This is a genomic window from Hymenobacter gelipurpurascens (assembly GCF_900187375.1).
Lineage (GTDB): Bacteria > Bacteroidota > Bacteroidia > Cytophagales > Hymenobacteraceae > Hymenobacter > Hymenobacter gelipurpurascens.
The window spans coordinates 1,824,631-1,840,486 of record NZ_FYEW01000001.1; the positions used below are offsets into that span (position 1 = coordinate 1,824,631).

The window sequence follows — 15,856 nt, forward strand, 5'->3', positions numbered from 1 at the left end:
GAAGGGTACGGGATGTTATCTGTAACCTGGGTTCTGAATGAATTCGTTTTTATTGGAAACCGCGTCCAGCTGGCGTTGCGGAATTGGGCGCACCAGGTGAATATCCTTGATGCTCACGGCAGCATCGGGGTTATACTTCTGCACGCGCTCCAGCAGCTTGCCGGTGCGCTTCAGGTCAAACCAGCGCAGCTGCTCGCCCCCTAATTCCCGCCCCCGCTCATCCAGAATGAAGTCCAGCGTTACGTCGGCGGGCTTGATGAGCATATCGGTTTCCTTGCCAGGAATGGCGGCCCGGCGGCGCACCACGTTAATCAGGTCAGCGGCTTTGGTGGCGTTGCCGGCCTTGAACTCCGCTTCGGCGGCCGTCAAATACACATCAGCCAGCCGGATAACGTAGGCGTCGCGGGCACTCTGTTCTTCGGCAATGGTAGGCCTGGTCGGGTCCAGGAACTTCTTCATGGTGACGTAGTGAATCCGGTCGCCGCTGATGGTACCGTCGGGCCGGTACACGGCGCTCTGGTCCCAGATGCGGTACTTCTTCTTGGCCTTCGTAGTAGCCGGAATAATGTACTTGCTGGCGACAATGGCGGTATCGCCTACAGCTATGCCCGTTACGGCGCGGTTAGCCAGCCAGGTAGTCTGGAAAGTGGCGGCGTAGCGGGAGTCGATTTTCTCGTTGAACAGGTTCAGGTAGAACAGCGAGGGCATGAAGCGGTTGAACGGACGGCCATAGGGAATGTCCCGGATAACACCCGGTTGGTCATCGTACTTCATTAGGAACAGCAGGTGGCCGTTGTTGCCGCCCCGGGGGTGCCCATCGGGATAGAGCGTAGCATCTACCCTATCATTCAGGCTTAAGTCCTTGGAGTAGTTCACGGCCCACAGAATCTCCTTGTTTTCCAGGTTGGTCATCGACCACAGATCGGCAAACTTGGGCTGCAACGAGTAGCTATAGCTGCTAATGACTTTCTGGGCCAGGTCGGCGGCTTCGCGGTTTTGGCCGCGCGTCAGGTACATCTTGGCCAGGAAAGCCTCAGCAGCGGGCTTGGTCACGCGACCGTAATCTGAGGTAGTGGTAGGCAAATTTGCCACGGCCACATTCAGGTCCTCAAAAATCTGTTTGTAGAAGGTTTCTACCGGCGTGCGGTTGGCGGTGTTGGCAATAGCAGCGGTTTCCTCAGTGGTGAAATGCACTCCGCCCCAGGTTTCCACAATCTGCCAGTAGTAGAAGGCGCGCAGGAAACGTAGCTCGCCTTCCCGCGTTTTCTTCAAGGCATCCGTCATGCCCGACTGGCCTACGCGGGCAATGCCGGCGTTGCAGACGTTTACGGCCGCGTAGAGCTTGCTCCACAGGTCATTCAGAGCGGCAGAACTGCCTTGCAGGGTGGTATATTCGGTAAGGTCGGGGTTCACGTCGCCGGCACCACGCTGCCACAGGTCGGTGCCCATTTCGGAAGCGCTGTAACCGTTTTCCTTGCCATACCACCAGCGGGTGTAGGAGTAAGAGGCATTCACCAGGGTTTCAAAACCGGCTGGGGTGCTATAAACTCCTTCTGCTGTGAGGCCCGAGGGGTTGTATTCTTCCAGCTGCTTTTCGCAGGCCGGCAGCGTCAGGGAAAATACGCCAGCGGTCAGCAGCAGTTTGAGAGTATGTTGCGTTGAGATTTTCATCGTGCAGAATCTATTAAACTACCTCTCTTATTCTAAAACCCAAGGTTCAAACCAGCCGTCAGCACCCGCGGGATGGGCGTGGTGATGGCGCCACCACGCTCGGGGTCGTAGTTGTCGACATGGCTCCAGGTGTAGAGGTTCTTGCCCTGCACATACACGCGCAACGACGACATGTGCAGGCGCGAAGTAAGCGAAGCCGGCAGTGTGTAGCCCAGCGTAGCCGCCCGAATCTTGGCATAGGAGCCATCTTCGTAGAGCAGCGAAGTGCCATAGAGCGCGTTTTGCAGCGTGCTCTTCGAAAGGCTGGCGTCGGGACGTGGGTAATCGTTGGAAGGGTTTTCGGGGGTCCAGTAGTTTTGCTGTGAACTGTTCTCGATGCCCTGCGGATCGAAGAAGCCATTGTACTCGTAGTTGAACATCTGCCCGATACGCGCAAACAACTGCAAGGACAGGTCGAAGCCCTTGTAGGTTACATCGGTGTTGAAGGAGCCGCTCCACTTCGGCACAGACGTGCCCAGCACTTTGCGGTCATCGGTAGCCGTGATGCGGCCGTCGCCGTTCAGGTCGCGCACCTTAATCTGGCCCGGTTTCTGGCCGTAGGTTTTGGCCTCATCTGCCTCGCTGGTCTGCCAGATACCGATCTTCTCGTAGTCGTAGAATACCCGCGTAGGCGAGCCGATAAACCAGAGGTTACTGATGTCGTTGCCGGAAATGGTCAGGGCCGTAATTTCTTCCTTGTTCTTAAACCAGGTAGCGCCCACGTTCCAGCGGAAATCTTCCTTGTCAATCACGCGAGCATTCAGGCCTACCTCAACTCCCCGGTTACGGGTTTTGCCGGCATTTTCCGTCACTACGGAGTAGCCCGAAGTAGCGGGCAGCACGCGGTTCAGCAACAAGTCGTTGGTGCGGGTGTCATACACATCCACGGTGCCCGACAAACGGTTTTGCAGGAAAGCAAAATCCAACCCGAAGTTCAGGGTATTCGAGAGCTCCCAGCCCAGGTTCTTGTTGCCGATGCGGTTGGCGAAGGTATAGGCCGGTGCTGATGACTCGCCGAAGGCAAACGGAATGCGCACCAGCAACGACTGCGTAGAATACGCCGGAATGTCGTAGTTGCCGGCGCGGCCGTAGCTGGCACGCAGCTTCAGGTCAGTGATGGGCGTCAGGCCCTTCATGAAGTCCTCCTCAATGATGCGCCAGGCCACCGCTGCCGAGGGGAAAAACGCCCACTTGTTGCCGGGTGCCAGCACCGAGGAACCATCGGAACGCCCCGTGAGCGTGAGCAGATAGCGGCTCTTGAAGTTGTACTGCACGCGGCCCGTGAAGGAAAGCAGCTTGCTATCTACGTAGCCACTATTAATGCCGACCTGCTGGTTGGCATTTGCCAAGGCATAGAACCCCTGATAATCCAGGAGTTGGTTGCGGCCCTGCGCGTTGGAGTTTTCGTTGTTGAAGGTGAGCAGCGAGGTAACCCCCGTGGCGCTGATGGTATGGTCGCCGAACGTTTTGTTGTAGTTCAGGATATTCTCCCAACTCCAGTTCGTTACGAACTCGGTACCGTAGGCCGACTGGGCCACCGAACCGTTGCGGTCCAGCGTATTGGAACCCTGATAAATGCCGGTACGGGCGTTAGAAAGCGTAAGGCCCAGGTTGGAGCGCAGGTTCAGGCTGGGCAGAATCTGGTAGCTGACGTAGCCCGTAGTGAAGGTGCGCGTGGTGCGTACGTTATTCTGGTAGTTGCCCTCCTGCTCATCAATGAGCGGGTTGATGAAGTTGCCGGCGTTGGGGAAGATGGCCAGGTTACCGTTCTCATCATACGGCGACAACAGCGGGTTGATCTTGTTGGCTTGGTTGGTAGGGTCGCGGCGGCGGTTCTGGTTGAAGTACGTGAGTTGGCTCTGTAGGCCTACCTTCACCTTGGCATTGATTTCCTGATCGAGGTTGAAGCGAATGGAATAGCGGTTCAGGTCGTCCATCCGAAACAGCCCCTTCTCATTGAAGTAATCGAAGGATGTATAGAACTTCGTTTTCTCCGAACCGCCCGATAGGCCTATCTGGTGCTCCTGCTGCACACCTTGGCGCAGTAGCATATCCATCCAGTTGGTGCTTACCCCATCGGCAATATTCTGAATTTCCAGAGGCGTAAAGATCTTTGAGTCATCGGCCGGACTGGCCCAGTTGCCGGTGGTGCGGTTGGCTTCGCGCTTCTGCGCTACGTACTGCTCGGCGCTGTTCACCTTGGGGTAGTACACGGCATCCGTCACGCCGTAGTAGGAATTCACCGTCACGCGGGGCACCCCAGCCGCGCCTTTCTTGGTGGTCACGATGATAACGCCGTTGGCGCCGCGTGAACCGTAAATGGCTGTAGACGCGGCATCCTTCAGCACCTCCATGCTCTGGATATCATTGGGGTTGATATCCTGAATGGAATTGTACTGCACCCCGTCCACAATAAACAGCGGGCCATTCTGGGCCGTGATGGAGCGGTTGCCTCGCACGGCAATGTTCACGCCCGAGCCCGCCGAGCCACTGCTGCGGGTGATATCTACGCCCGGCAAACGGCCCTGCAGCGTTTCCATTACGTTGGCCGAGGGAGCCTTCTGTAGGTCTTCGGACTTTACTGAGATGATGGAGCCCGTAACATCGCTCTTCTTTACCTGCCCATACCCGATTACTACTACCTCATCCAGCGCCTTCTGGTCAGTCTTCAGGGCAATCTTGAGGGCAGTTTGTGAGCCGACACTTACCGTCTGCGGAATGTAGCCGATATAGCTGAACGTGAGGGCTACATCGCCCGAAGCTGGTAGCGCTAGTGAGAACTTTCCGTCGCCATCGGTCGTCGCGCCGAGGGTAGAGTTCTTCACAACTACCGTCACGCCTGGCAAGGCCTCTCCCGTGGAGCTGTCGAGAACCCGCCCTTCTACCTGCCGAGTTTGCTGCGCCTGTGCAGATGCCACTGTGCCAAGCGCCAATGCACTTAGTAGTAATGCTTTTCTCATGGTATGGGAATTTGATTGGTCGAAGAAAGAGCTACCGAACCTGCAGAAGTAAGTCCTTACTAATGTTAGAGGAATGCCTTCGCAATGCGCAGAATGGGGCACTGAATATTTGTGCAATCGTTATCGGGAACGTTGCCAGTAGCCATTTCTGAACGCTTGTTAGCTTTCTCAGCAGTGCTTTGTGCCCTCCTGTTTCCTACATCCTGCTTAAAAACAAGATATTCCTACCCTAGCATAAATTGCATAAAACGGATATACATAGGCCTAGGCCACTCTTCGGTACATCTGGCGTCGTCAAATTCTGGGACGCGACCCCATTCCTCATATAGAGGGAGGCTATAACCCAGAACAGGTGCCTCGGGCTGAACAACCCCCTTCTTCTAATCTATTCGCTGTTAATCTCTTACCCCAATCGCCGCGCCAACCACAGCAAAAGACTCAGGAGCAGGCTCACCAACAGCATCGACATGATAGGCGCGTAAAACCGAAAGCCCGGCCGCTCCACCCGTATATCGCCGGGCAGACGCCCAAACCAGTTAAGCCAGTTGCCGCCGCCTAGCCACAAGAAAGCACCCAGAGCCACCAGCAACAGGCCTAGAACGACGATGATTTTACCGAGTTGAGGAGCCATAATCAGAAGGCTTGTTTAGTGGGCGTGCCCCTATCGCAGCATAATTATCGCTGCCCCAATTACTACCACCACGAATATCCCAAACGCCATCCACTCCTCCCGCAGCTTGAAATCTTGGGGGTACGATTTCCGGATTTTGGCCTGCCCCCAGATGGCGGCAAACAGGGCCGCGGCAAAAAGTGGCATCATTACCTGCATCGTGATGATGCTCCGGGAAAACAGGTAGATGACCAGCAGCACGGGCAGGCCTACAAAATAGGCTCCGAGGCGCGGCAGAAAGGCAGATTGCTTCATAAACACCGGTACTTACTGCGTGAATGTAGGCGTTTTGGCCTTGTTACCCTTTATCAAAAATGGGCTCGATCCGGCCTTCCGCTCCAATCTGCAAAGCTGCTTCATAGCGGTTGCCGGTTTTGGAGGAAATAAAGCCCCGAATGACGCCGGTTTTACCTTTGCGCAGGAGTTGGTTCATCTGGCTGTCGGTGAGGGTTTTGCCGCCCCACTCAAATGGCACCCGGAACTGGCAGTCTTCGCGGAAGCGGGAGCAGCCCCAGGCGCTTTTGCCTTTCAGCATCTGGCCTAGGCGGCACACGGGGCATGGAATCTGACCGGGGTCCTGAGCAGTAGTGGGCTTGCTTTCGGCAGCGCGTACCAGTTCCAGCGTGTGCTGCGGCGTGAGCTTGATGGCGGCCCCGAATTTGTTGCCCGCATCATCCAGAAAGCCCTGCATCACCTGGGTGCGGCCTTTCTTGAGCAGGTCAATCATCTGTTTGTCGGTAAACTTCTTGCCCTCGAACTCAATAGGCAAACGCAGGGCACATCCTTCGCGCCAGCGCGAGCAGCCGAATGCCGATTTGCCGCGCAGCACATGACCACTGCCGCAGGCCGGACACTGGCCTAGCGCACCCGGCACCGCAGGCGTAACCGCTGCCACGGGCGCCGTGGGGCGCGGCGCGGCGGGTTTGCCAGGACTGTTTGTCTCGGGGTTGGCCACCGTAACAGCACGGCCCGAACCGTCTTGCTTTACCTCTAGCACCATTTCGCGCACCAGCTGCTTCAGCTCGCCCAAAAACAGATCGGCGTTCAACTGGCCGCCTTCAATCTGGCGCAGCTTCCGCTCCCACTGGCCCGTGAGTTCTGCCGATTTCAGGGTGGGGTTACGGATGAGGCCGATGAGCTCAACACCGGTGGGCGTGGGCACAATCTTCTTTTTATCGCGACGGATGTAGCCGCGCTTGAACAACGTCTCGATGATAGCGGCGCGGGTACTAGGCCTACCAATGCCGTTTTCCTTCATGGCCTGGCGCAACTCTTCGTCGTCTACGTTACGGCCAGCGGTTTCCATACCACGCAATAGCATGGCCTCCGTGTATTCGCGCGGCGGCTGTGTTACTTTTTGGTCGAGACGGGGCTTGTGGGGGCCGTTTTCGCCTTTCTCGAAGTTGGGCAGCACGGTGTTTACTACGTCGTCTTCGCCTTCCGTACCGGGCGCTTTGGGCGCCGAGGGCGCCTGCTGCTTCTCTGGGTCGCCGTACACCACGCGCCAGCCGGGATTCAGAATCTGACGGCCACGCACCCGGAATGGATAGCTGGCCGCCTCTGCCGTTACGGTGGTGTTCGAGACTTCGCAATCGGGATAGAATGCCGCCAGAAAGCGCCGCACAATAATATCGTAGACGCTTTGCTCGGTGCCGCCTAGGCCACCCGCGCTGGCTCCCGTCGGGATGATGGCGTGGTGGTCGGTGACTTTGTTGTTGTTGAAGACCTTGCCCGACTTCTTGATCTTGCCAGCCAGCAATGGCGCAGTTAGGCCACTATAGGCCCCCAAGCCGCGCATGATGCCGGCAATTTTGGGGTACTGGTCGTCGGGCAGGAAGGTGGTGTCCACGCGCGGATAGCTCACTACCTTTTTCTCGTAGAGGCCCTGCACCGTCTTGAGTGTATCCTCGGCGGAGAGGCCTAGCTGGTTGTTGCACTGCACCTGCAAGGAGGTGAGGTCGAAGAGGGAAGGCGGCGTTTCCAGGGCCTTCTTGATTTCGACATTGGTTACCGTAAGCGGCACGTCTTTCACGGCGGCCATGGCCATATCGGCTTCCTCCTGGCTCACGAAGTAGCCGCGCGCTTTCAGGCGGGCCTTTTCGTCGGGCTCGTCGTCATCAGCTTTGCCTTTTTTGGGCGGTGCCACGTGGCTGAACATGGTGCCGCGGTACTCCGTGCGCAGCACCCAATAGGGCTCCGGCTTGAAGTTCTGGATTTCGTGGTACCGATCTACAAGCAGGGCCAGCGTGGGCGTTTGCACGCGCCCGATGCTGAGCACCTGGCGCTGGCCGGGCGCGTATTTCAGCGTGAACAGGCGCGTGGCGTTCAGGCCCAATAGCCAGTCGCCGGCGGCGCGGCTTTTGCCGGCCTGGTACAGGTTGTCGAACTCCGAGCCTTCCCGAAGGTTCTCGAAGCCCTGCCGAATGGCTTCTTCCGTGAGCGAGGAAATCCAGAGGCGCTTGAAGGGCTTGCGGTACTTGGCTTCCATCAGCACCCAGCGCTGAATCACTTCTCCCTCCTGCCCGGCGTCGCCACAGTTAATTACCTCCTCGGCGTTGGCCAGCAGGTTCTTGATGACGTTGAATTGGCGCACTACGCCATCATCGCGGCGCATGAGCTTGATGCCGAACTGCTCGGGCATCATGGGCAGATCGTGGATGCTCCAGCGCTTCCACTCGGGGCGGTAATCCTCGGGCTCCCGGAGCTGGCAGAAGTGTCCGAACGTCCAGGTAACCTGGTAGCCGTTGCCCTCAAAATAGCCATCCATTTTGCGGTTGGCACCCAGCACCTGGGCTATTTCGCGGGCTACGCTGGGCTTTTCGGCAATGCAAACTTTCAAAATCGCAGATTCTCGCTGATGAATCTGATGCAGCGCCGCTGGCTTAACCGTAGGCCAGGCGCAGCATCAGTAAGGAATCAACAAAGATAACAGGAGAAAAAGTCGAGGCAGCCGTTCTATTTACAGGGTGCGGGACAGCAGAAACCGGGCAGCAAGGCGGCTCCGTCCACAGTGGCCTAGGCCACTGCTAAGAGGCAGAGGCCATGCGCAGATGCCCAGTCGTACTCACGAAATGATAGCGCACCTCATAAAAGCCCCTATCAAGGGCACGGTCCAGCATCGTAACGCTTTCTATTTCGAAGGGCAAGCCCCGGGAAGCCACGCGCACCGGGTTCAGGCTGCGCTGCTGCGTAATTTCCTCGCGGGCCATGTGCAGTGCGGCATGCTCGCTGGCAGCCTGTACGCGCACATAAAAGAGGTTGGCCAGCGGAAACTGCTGGTGTTCCTGCACCTCGCCATCCCAATTCTCGAAGTTCTCCAGCTCCACCGGAAATACTCCTTTGTAGCGTTCATCCAGCACTTTTTGCTTTACCGGATGGTAGGCCACCGTGGTGTTCATATGGTGCGTGAGCAGCTTAATGATGTGGTCTACATCTAGCTGGGGCCCCTGGGCAACCAGCTTGCTGCGGTAGTACAACCCATAGCTGCTGGCTTCCTCATTGTGCGTGATGACCACACCGCTTTGAGTTGCCACCTTCTTCAACTCGGTACTGAAGTCGGCCTGGTTGGTGTGCAGCTGGCCCCACGGAGCATCGGGCCGCATAATCACCCCGAACTCATCGGGAGGCGTCAGGGCCATGTTGGAGGAGTTCTCTCCCTCAAACAGGCGTGGATAGTATTTTTTTAACTGACTGATGCTCAGACTAGCCACCCACACAGCCAGGGTGATGCGGTGCAGGCAAAAGGAACCTAGGTCGTTGCTGACATGGTAGCCAACTGACATCAGGCGGCTGCTCTGGCGCAGGGGCAGGCTGATGACCTGCGGCTCGTTGTACGAATTCAGGCCAAAAAACTTCGGATGTCCTTGTTCTTCCAGCTCCAGCACGTAAGGGCCGTAGGGTACATAGGTGGGTACGCACGGCATAGCGTCGCCCTTCGGAGCTGTATCCTGCTGGCGCAGTTCACTTGCAAGCTGCAGAAGTGCGTCGTATGAAAATAGTCGTTCAATCGTCCTTAACCCGTGCATGTCGGCGCGACAGTATTATTGTATTTTTCGGCAATATATTACGTTGTTTCTAATCTATCACAATCAATAATGCAATATATAGAAGATATATTTATATTAATTATTCCCAATATTAAAAACAAGTGTAGCAACAAGGGTTTATCTGCCTAAGAGGGGCTTTTTCGCTGCTTTCCGCACCCTATGAAAATGGTTTGTGTGCTATGCCAAGCTTGGGGCACCCGCTCCAGGCCAGGACTCTGTATGCTGTGTTGAGGTAGCCGCAAGGCAACAACGACTTGATAAGTCGGCGCAGAATAGCCGCCACTGCTCCCTATATGGAACTCGCTTCTGCCTCCGTTCTGCTCTCCCCCACTGATGGCCTTAAAGCGTAGGCCGGCTGGGCTTCGCGTCCATCAGAGGATTGTGTACCTGATGCTGGGCAGATTGGCGGCTACGATGGCCCTGGGCCTGATAGTGTATGGGCTGTATAGGCTCGTTCGGGCCTGATTTCCCATTTTGCGGGGCGTCTAGGCCACTGCTACAGGGTACCGGCCACTTTTTTCTGTATCCTCACCGAAGCCACGCACCGGAACCCCAACCAGCTTTGCGACCCCTGATAGGGCTGGCTTGCGGCCACCGTAAGGGCTTGCGCCGAGGTTTTAAAGGAGCCGCCTTTGGCCACGCCCTTGGTAGCCGTCATTTCCGCCACGTTCCCGATAATGTTGTACAGGCCTAGCGCGCTGGTCGGGTAAGAATTTACATGGTGGAGCGGAAGTTTTGTGGGCTTTGCCTTGCAGGAAAACAGCTTCACGGGCTCCGTGGTGTAATACTGTTCCAGCAGGTTATACGGCAGCTGATATACGGGCTGCTTCTCTGAGATTCCTACTTCAGTTAAGCACTGCGCCAAGTCAGGCTCCAGCCGAACATTGATAGGCTTGTTCTTGAATTTTGCCTTAAGCAGCACAATTTCTGCCGGCCCGGTGCCACTTGCTCCGGCAGCCTGCTGCCACTCCTGCTCTGTGGGCAACCTGTACTCTACCTCCACTGTATAGCCACGCAGCTCCGGGTGCTTTTTCAGAAATTCCTTCGACTTGAAGAAGTTCTGGTTTACCATTGCGCTACGCCATTTGCAATACGCGGCGGCCTGCTCATAGCTTATGCCCACGGCCGGGTAATAGTACATGGGTGGATAGCGGAAGTACGATACCGGCCTGGCCGCGGTGCCGGCCTGCTGCGAGGCGGAAGCGCTTTGCGCTACCCAAACAGTGGAGTCGGGTAGCTGGCTCCGGTAGTGGGCGGTAGCTGAATCTTGGGCGAGAAATTTGAGGTACTCTAGCCAGTGGATATTGGCCACTTCTGCCTCATCCATGAACAAGTTATCGGCTACCTGCACGGTACCAGGGGGTTTGGGCAGTGCCGGCGTGCCGCTGTTGCTGGGCATATTCTGGCCCCGTAGGCCTAGCGGCAAAAACGCAAGGGCAAGGAGCCACAGCAGCATAATAGCCGGCCGCTTAGATAGTTCGGGAGTGCAGTAATGAGGCATGCGCGTGGGCTGGGAAGAGGTTCGAAAGTACGCATAGATTACCCAGCCGCTGGTAGTGCGTAGGCCAGCCTTGCTTGCGCGGCTCTGCATCTTTTACTATCGGATTATGTCTTTCCCTGACCTCGGCAACGCCGGTTCCCGTACCTACTAGCGTTGTGTAATCATTTGATTTAACGGTATATGTGGATTATTTTTTCGTTGATGGCCGCCATATCGGCCGCTGTGGTGGTAACGCTCTCGAAAGTAGGCGTTAAAAACATTGAGTCGAGTGTGGCTTTTGCCATTCAGTCGGTTCTGATTGTGGCCGTGGCCTGGAGCGTAGTGGCCTGGCAGGGACATTTGCCCCAGGTAGCCCAGATTGAGCGCCGCACCTGGATATTCCTGATTGCAGCGGGCATTATTACGTGCGCCTCTTCCTTATTTTCGTTTCAAGCCCTGAAGCTCGGGCAGGCATCGCGTACGTCTTCGTTCGATAAAATCTCGCTGGTGTTTTCCATCCTGCTGGCGTCATATTTCCTCAAAGAAAAACTCACGTGGCAGGTAGCGCTGGGCGCAACGCTCATGGCCGGTGGCGCCATCCTGATTGCCTTCTCTAAACCAGAAACGGAATAAATATGGCCCAGGCAGTGGCCTAGCAGTGCCCCCTACAATCAGCAAGGCCAACTTCTCTGCGCACCGGGCAGAGAGGTTGGCCTTGTGAAGGTAAAGTATGCCCAGATACCGTGGCTAGGCCACTGTCAGCACAATTTTTCCGGCAGCTTTTCCCGATTCACTGAAGCGCTGGGCTTCGGCGGTTTCAGGTAGCGGGAAGGTTTTGGCAATAACCGGGCGGATGGCTCCGGCCTGCAGCCACGCCGCAATCAGGGCCATGTCGGTGCCTCGGTCTTTGGCCAGCAGCACGTTCATTTTCTTGTCAGAAACTGTAGAGGCCAGTTTGCCAGCCACCATATCAAACGGGTTTGGGTCTGTAGTAACGTAGCGCCCTTTGTGGCGCAGGGCCGGGCGGCTGGCGCGGTAGCTGCTCTTGGCCACGGCATCGAAAATAAGGTCGTAGCGACTCAGGTCTTTCGTGAAGTCGTGTTCGTGGTGGTTCAGCACGCGGTCGGCGCCCAGGCTGCGTACCAGCTCGGCGTTGTCGGGGCCACACACGCCCGTTACTTCTCCGGCGCCCAGTGCTTTGGCAATCTGCACCGCAAAGGTGCCCACGCCACCCGAAGCACCATTGATCAGCACCCGGTTGCCGGAAAGCAACAACCCTTTATCCCGCAGGGCCTGCAGAGCCGTGAGAGCGGCCAGGGGAACCGCTGCCGCTTCCTCGAAGCTCAGCTTCTCGGGGATGAAGGCCGCCGCATCATCGGAGAGCAAGGCGTACTCGGCATTTGCGCCGCCCACACCCTCACTGTGCATGCCAAATACCAGGTCGCCGACGCTGAAACGGGTGACGTTGTCGCCTACGGCAGCCACTTCGCCTGCCACATCACGGCCCGGAATTTTAGGGAATTTCGTGCCCGTGAGCAGCTTCAAATCGCCTTGGCGCACTTTCCAATCGATGGGATTCACACTGCTGGCGCGCACCCGTACCAGCACCTGTCCGGCATTAGGAACGGGGGTGGGCTGGTCGCCGTAGCGCAGTACGTCGGCAGGACCATATTGGTCGAAATAAATGGCTTGCATAAAGTACAAGGGAAAGAATCGTGAACTTGTGCTTACGTAGGGCAGCGCCCAGAATGTTCGCCTCCGGGCTCAGCCGCTGAGCGCAAAGCGGTACTACTCTGCAAGTAAGCCTGCGTTGCGTACTGTTTCCACCCACCAACAGGCGCGCAAAAGGCGCGCAACGCCTATAGCATTACCCATGCTTTAACTTAATATTGGGCCCGGCGTACCCTATTTCCTCACCTCTGCTTTCTCTTATGCCACTTTCCTCCATCCAGGCTGCCTTTGAGCAGCGGTTCCAACATAAGCCGCTAGTAGTCCGGGCGCCTGGTCGCGTGAACCTGATTGGCGAACACACCGACTACAATGGTGGCTTTGTGCTGCCTGCGGCCATTAACCGCGAAATCTTCTTTGCGGTGGGCCTCAACAACACGACGCAGATTCGCCTTTACTCCTTCGACCAACAAGAGGCCTACGAAACCGAAAACACGGCCATTCAACCCAGCCAGATACATTGGGCCAATTACCTGCTGGGCGTAGTGGCGCAGTTTGAGAAGCGCGGTATTTCGGTGCCGGGGTTCGACTGCGTATTTGGCGGCAACATCCCGATTGGAGCCGGCCTTTCTTCTTCGGCCGCCGTGGAGTGCGGACTGGCCTATGCCCTCAACTCCTTGCTGAACAGCGGCCTCGAGCGGATGGACCTGGCGCGCATGAGCCAACTAGCCGAGCATGAGTACGCCGGCGTGCAATGCGGCATCATGGACCAGTTCGCGAGCCTGTTTGGCAAGGCCGGCCACGTGGTGCGCCTGGACTGCCGCTCCCTGGAATATGCTTACTTCCCCTTCGACTCCGAGCGGTACCAGTTGGTGCTGTGCAACTCCGGCGTGAAGCACTCTTTGGCCAGCTCCGAATACAACACGCGCCGCCAAGAATGCGAGCGAGGCGTGGCCATTCTCCAGAAATACTATCCAGAGGTAAAAAGCCTGCGCGATGCCACCCTGGCCCAGCTGGAAGAACACCGCACGGAACTCGGCGACGTAGTGTGGCGCCGCTGCAGCTATGTGGTAGAAGAGAACCTGCGCGTAGAATCGGCGTGCCAGAGCCTTAACGCCGGCGACCTGCAAGCCTTTGGGCAGCAGATGTATGGCTCGCACGCCGGCCTGCGCGATAAGTACGAAGTAAGCTGCCCCGAGCTGGATGTGCTGGTAGAGCTGGCCCAGGGTTTCCCTGGCGTGCTGGGCTCCCGCATGATGGGCGGCGGTTTTGGCGGCTGCACTATCAATATGGTAGAAACCGGCCAGGTAGAAGCCTTTGTGCAACACGCTACGCAGGGCTACCAGGAGCGGCTAGGCCTGCCCCTGGAAACCTACCAGACCACCATTGTAGCAGGTGTTAGCCCCGTGGAGGTGGCCGCTTCGTAGGCCACCACACCCGCTCGCAAGAGTGGCCTAGGCCACTTTGTTTCGTTCTTTTCAGCTTTCGGCTGAAGCCGTTTTCCTTAGTTCCTATGTCTGAGTTTGATCCGAAAGAACAAGCGCACCGGCGCTTCAACCCGCTCAATGGGGAATGGATTCTGGTGTCGCCGCACCGCTCCAAACGCCCTTGGCAGGGCCAGCAGGAGGCACCCGATATAGCCCAGCGCCCCACCTACGACCCCACGTGCTACCTCTGCCCCGGCAATGTGCGCGCCAACGGTGAGGTGAACCCCAGCTACGAAGGCACTTTTGTATTCGACAACGATTTTGCCGCCCTCACCCCCGAAGTGCCCGTAGGCTCCACCGACATCGGGGGCTTGCTGCGCGCCGAAGCCGAATCGGGTGTGGGCCGCGTAATCTGCTTCTCGCCGCGCCACGACCTGACGCTGCCCGAAATGAGCGTGCCCGACATTCGGCGCGTAGTGGACGTCTGGAATGACGAGTTCCAGACCCTCGGCGCCCGGCCCGATATCAACTACGTGCAGATTTTCGAGAACAAGGGCCAAGTAATGGGCTGCTCGAACCCCCACCCCCACGGCCAGATCTGGGCCCAGCGCACCGTGCCCAGCGAGCCCGCCAAGGAAACCGTGCAGCAGCTGGCGTATTTTCAGCAGCACGGCCGCAGCCTGCTCACTGACTACCTGGAAATTGAGCAGCGGGAGCAGCAGCGCACCGTGTTTGAAAATGCGCATTGGGTGGTGCTGGTGCCGTATTGGGCGGTGTGGCCCTTCGAGACGCTGGTAGTGTCGCGCCGCCATGTGCAGGATATCACCCAGCTCACCAGCGAAGAAAAAGACGCCCTGGCCGAAGCCATCCAGCAGCTCACCATCCGCTACGACAACCTGTTCCAGACGTCGTTCCCCTACTCCGCCGGCCTGCACCAGCGCCCTACTGATGGGCAGGAGCACCCTGAGTGGCACCTGCACATGCACTTCTTCCCGCCCCTGCTGCGCTCCGCCACGGTCCGGAAGTTTATGGTGGGCTACGAGCTACTGGCCAACGCCCAGCGCGACATCACGGCCGAATACGCCGCGCAGCGCCTGCGGGAGCTACCCAACGTGCACTACAAGCAAGCCCTGGGCACAGCGCAACCCGCAAAACAGGCCTAGCACCAACTGCCTACTACATAATACGTCATCCTGAGCCCAGCGAAGGATTTTGTCAGATAAGTACGACTGGCCTAGCGCCTCGTGCTAACGTGACAAGATCCTTCGCTGGGCTCAGGATGACGTGCTTTTTTGCCGCTCGGACACAGCATATTACCTCCTAGGCCACTAGCGGCCCGAAACGCGCACATACCGAATCTGCTGAAATACTTGCTGTTCAGGCCGCCAGATCGGAAACTCTACCTGAAGCACATTGCGCGTGAGGCGCACAATGGTCTGCTTATCCAGGGTGGGCTCACTGTGGTCGTCGGTGGTGCCGTAGCTGAAGAGCCTGCCGTTTTTCACTTCGAAGCGGCCATGTTCTGCATAGAAAGGCTCTTTCTGATTCTGCCGAGCCATTTCGTAGTCGTAGGTTCCATCAGCCCGAAACTCCACTTCCACCGTGAGCGAGCCTTCCTTTACGGCGGCGTTCGTCTCACCGGCCGGACTATAGAACAGCTTAGCCTGCAACGAATCGGGCAGTGGCCTACGGGCCTCAAAGGTAATCTGCTTCAGCGCCCAGCGGCCTACCAAAGCGGCCGGCACTTGCGCTTTGGCCGCCTTAGTCAGCAGTAAAAGCAGTACCAAGAACAGCAAAAAGCGCGTACCGTGTGGTTGGCGCTTTCCTATTTTAACACTATAGAAGCCTATCAGCATGGCCCGCAAGTTGCGAATTATGGCGCTATTTGGTAGAGC

At 57.3% G+C, this 15,856-nt stretch carries 12 protein-coding genes; 3 read left to right on the forward strand and 9 right to left on the reverse strand.

Features of this window, described 5'->3' with window-relative positions; translation table 11 throughout:
- Window positions 1-15: 15 nt before the first annotated feature.
- The 7 genes from CFT68_RS07760 to CFT68_RS07790 form a co-directional block, all read right to left on the reverse strand.
- The gene (locus CFT68_RS07760; RefSeq protein WP_088842812.1) at window positions 16-1,671 is read right to left on the reverse strand and encodes a RagB/SusD family nutrient uptake outer membrane protein; all 1,656 of its coding nucleotides are present in this window, start codon (window positions 1,669-1,671) and stop codon (window positions 16-18) included.
- Window positions 1,672-1,703: 32 nt separating this feature from the next.
- Window positions 1,704-4,670 (reverse strand): SusC/RagA family TonB-linked outer membrane protein, encoded by a 2,967-nt coding sequence (locus CFT68_RS07765; protein WP_088842814.1) that lies wholly within the window; start codon window positions 4,668-4,670, stop codon window positions 1,704-1,706.
- A 403-nt stretch (window positions 4,671-5,073) separates the two neighbouring features.
- Window positions 5,074-5,301 (reverse strand): DUF2905 domain-containing protein, encoded by a 228-nt coding sequence (locus tag CFT68_RS07770; protein WP_088842816.1) that lies wholly within the window; start codon window positions 5,299-5,301, stop codon window positions 5,074-5,076.
- A 30-nt stretch (window positions 5,302-5,331) separates the two neighbouring features.
- A complete protein-coding gene (locus CFT68_RS07775) occupies window positions 5,332-5,595 on the reverse strand; it encodes a hypothetical protein (protein ID WP_088842817.1) in 264 nt (87 codons plus the stop codon).
- A gap of 43 nt (window positions 5,596-5,638) precedes the next feature.
- The gene (locus CFT68_RS07780) at window positions 5,639-8,179 is read right to left on the reverse strand and encodes a type IA DNA topoisomerase (protein ID WP_088842819.1); all 2,541 of its coding nucleotides are present in this window, start codon (window positions 8,177-8,179) and stop codon (window positions 5,639-5,641) included.
- A 187-nt stretch (window positions 8,180-8,366) separates the two neighbouring features.
- A complete protein-coding gene (locus CFT68_RS07785; RefSeq protein WP_088842821.1) occupies window positions 8,367-9,263 on the reverse strand; it encodes a hypothetical protein in 897 nt (298 codons plus the stop codon).
- A gap of 619 nt (window positions 9,264-9,882) precedes the next feature.
- A complete protein-coding gene (locus CFT68_RS07790; protein ID WP_088842823.1) occupies window positions 9,883-10,977 on the reverse strand; it encodes a formylglycine-generating enzyme family protein in 1,095 nt (364 codons plus the stop codon).
- A 90-nt stretch (window positions 10,978-11,067) separates the two neighbouring features.
- Here CFT68_RS07790 and CFT68_RS07795 point away from each other — a divergent pair, with 90 nt between their 5' ends.
- Window positions 11,068-11,499 (forward strand): EamA family transporter, encoded by a 432-nt coding sequence (locus CFT68_RS07795; protein WP_088842825.1) that lies wholly within the window; start codon window positions 11,068-11,070, stop codon window positions 11,497-11,499.
- Between the two features lie 114 nt (window positions 11,500-11,613).
- On the opposite strand, the gene CFT68_RS07800 is transcribed toward CFT68_RS07795, so the two are convergent.
- Window positions 11,614-12,561: an NAD(P)-dependent alcohol dehydrogenase gene (locus CFT68_RS07800; protein ID WP_088842826.1), complete on the reverse strand. Its 948-nt coding sequence runs from the start codon at window positions 12,559-12,561 to the stop codon at window positions 11,614-11,616.
- 236 nt (window positions 12,562-12,797) lie between these two features.
- Here CFT68_RS07800 and galK point away from each other — a divergent pair, with 236 nt between their 5' ends.
- Window positions 12,798-13,961: a galactokinase gene (galK, locus tag CFT68_RS07805; protein WP_088842828.1), complete on the forward strand. Its 1,164-nt coding sequence runs from the start codon at window positions 12,798-12,800 to the stop codon at window positions 13,959-13,961.
- Between the two features lie 86 nt (window positions 13,962-14,047).
- Window positions 14,048-15,124 carry a UDP-glucose--hexose-1-phosphate uridylyltransferase gene (locus tag CFT68_RS07810; RefSeq protein WP_088842829.1) on the forward strand — a complete coding sequence of 359 codons (1,077 nt, stop codon included), beginning with the start codon at window positions 14,048-14,050 and terminating at the stop codon, window positions 15,122-15,124.
- Window positions 15,125-15,289: 165 nt separating this feature from the next.
- Here the strand turns inward: CFT68_RS07810 and CFT68_RS07815 are convergent, their stop codons facing one another.
- Window positions 15,290-15,748, reverse strand: coding sequence for a hypothetical protein (locus CFT68_RS07815; protein WP_141106488.1), 459 nt, complete (start codon window positions 15,746-15,748; stop codon window positions 15,290-15,292).
- Window positions 15,749-15,856: the final 108 nt, after the last annotated feature.

Coding starts and splice junctions, on each gene's coding strand:
- CFT68_RS07760 (WP_088842812.1), bottom strand. CDS start 1,671: ATGAAAATCTCAACGCAACATACTCTCAAACTGCTGCTGACCGCTGGC.
- CFT68_RS07765 (WP_088842814.1), bottom strand. CDS start 4,670: ATGAGAAAAGCATTACTACTAAGTGCATTGGCGCTTGGCACAGTGGCA.
- CFT68_RS07770 (WP_088842816.1), bottom strand. CDS start 5,301: ATGGCTCCTCAACTCGGTAAAATCATCGTCGTTCTAGGCCTGTTGCTG.
- CFT68_RS07775 (WP_088842817.1), bottom strand. CDS start 5,595: ATGAAGCAATCTGCCTTTCTGCCGCGCCTCGGAGCCTATTTTGTAGGC.
- CFT68_RS07785 (WP_088842821.1), bottom strand. CDS start 9,263: ATGCCGTGCGTACCCACCTATGTACCCTACGGCCCTTACGTGCTGGAG.
- CFT68_RS07790 (WP_088842823.1), bottom strand. CDS start 10,977: ATGCAGAGCCGCGCAAGCAAGGCTGGCCTACGCACTACCAGCGGCTGG.
- CFT68_RS07795 (WP_088842825.1), top strand. CDS start 11,068: ATGTGGATTATTTTTTCGTTGATGGCCGCCATATCGGCCGCTGTGGTG.
- CFT68_RS07800 (WP_088842826.1), bottom strand. CDS start 12,561: ATGCAAGCCATTTATTTCGACCAATATGGTCCTGCCGACGTACTGCGC.
- galK (WP_088842828.1), top strand. CDS start 12,798: ATGCCACTTTCCTCCATCCAGGCTGCCTTTGAGCAGCGGTTCCAACAT.
- CFT68_RS07810 (WP_088842829.1), top strand. CDS start 14,048: ATGTCTGAGTTTGATCCGAAAGAACAAGCGCACCGGCGCTTCAACCCG.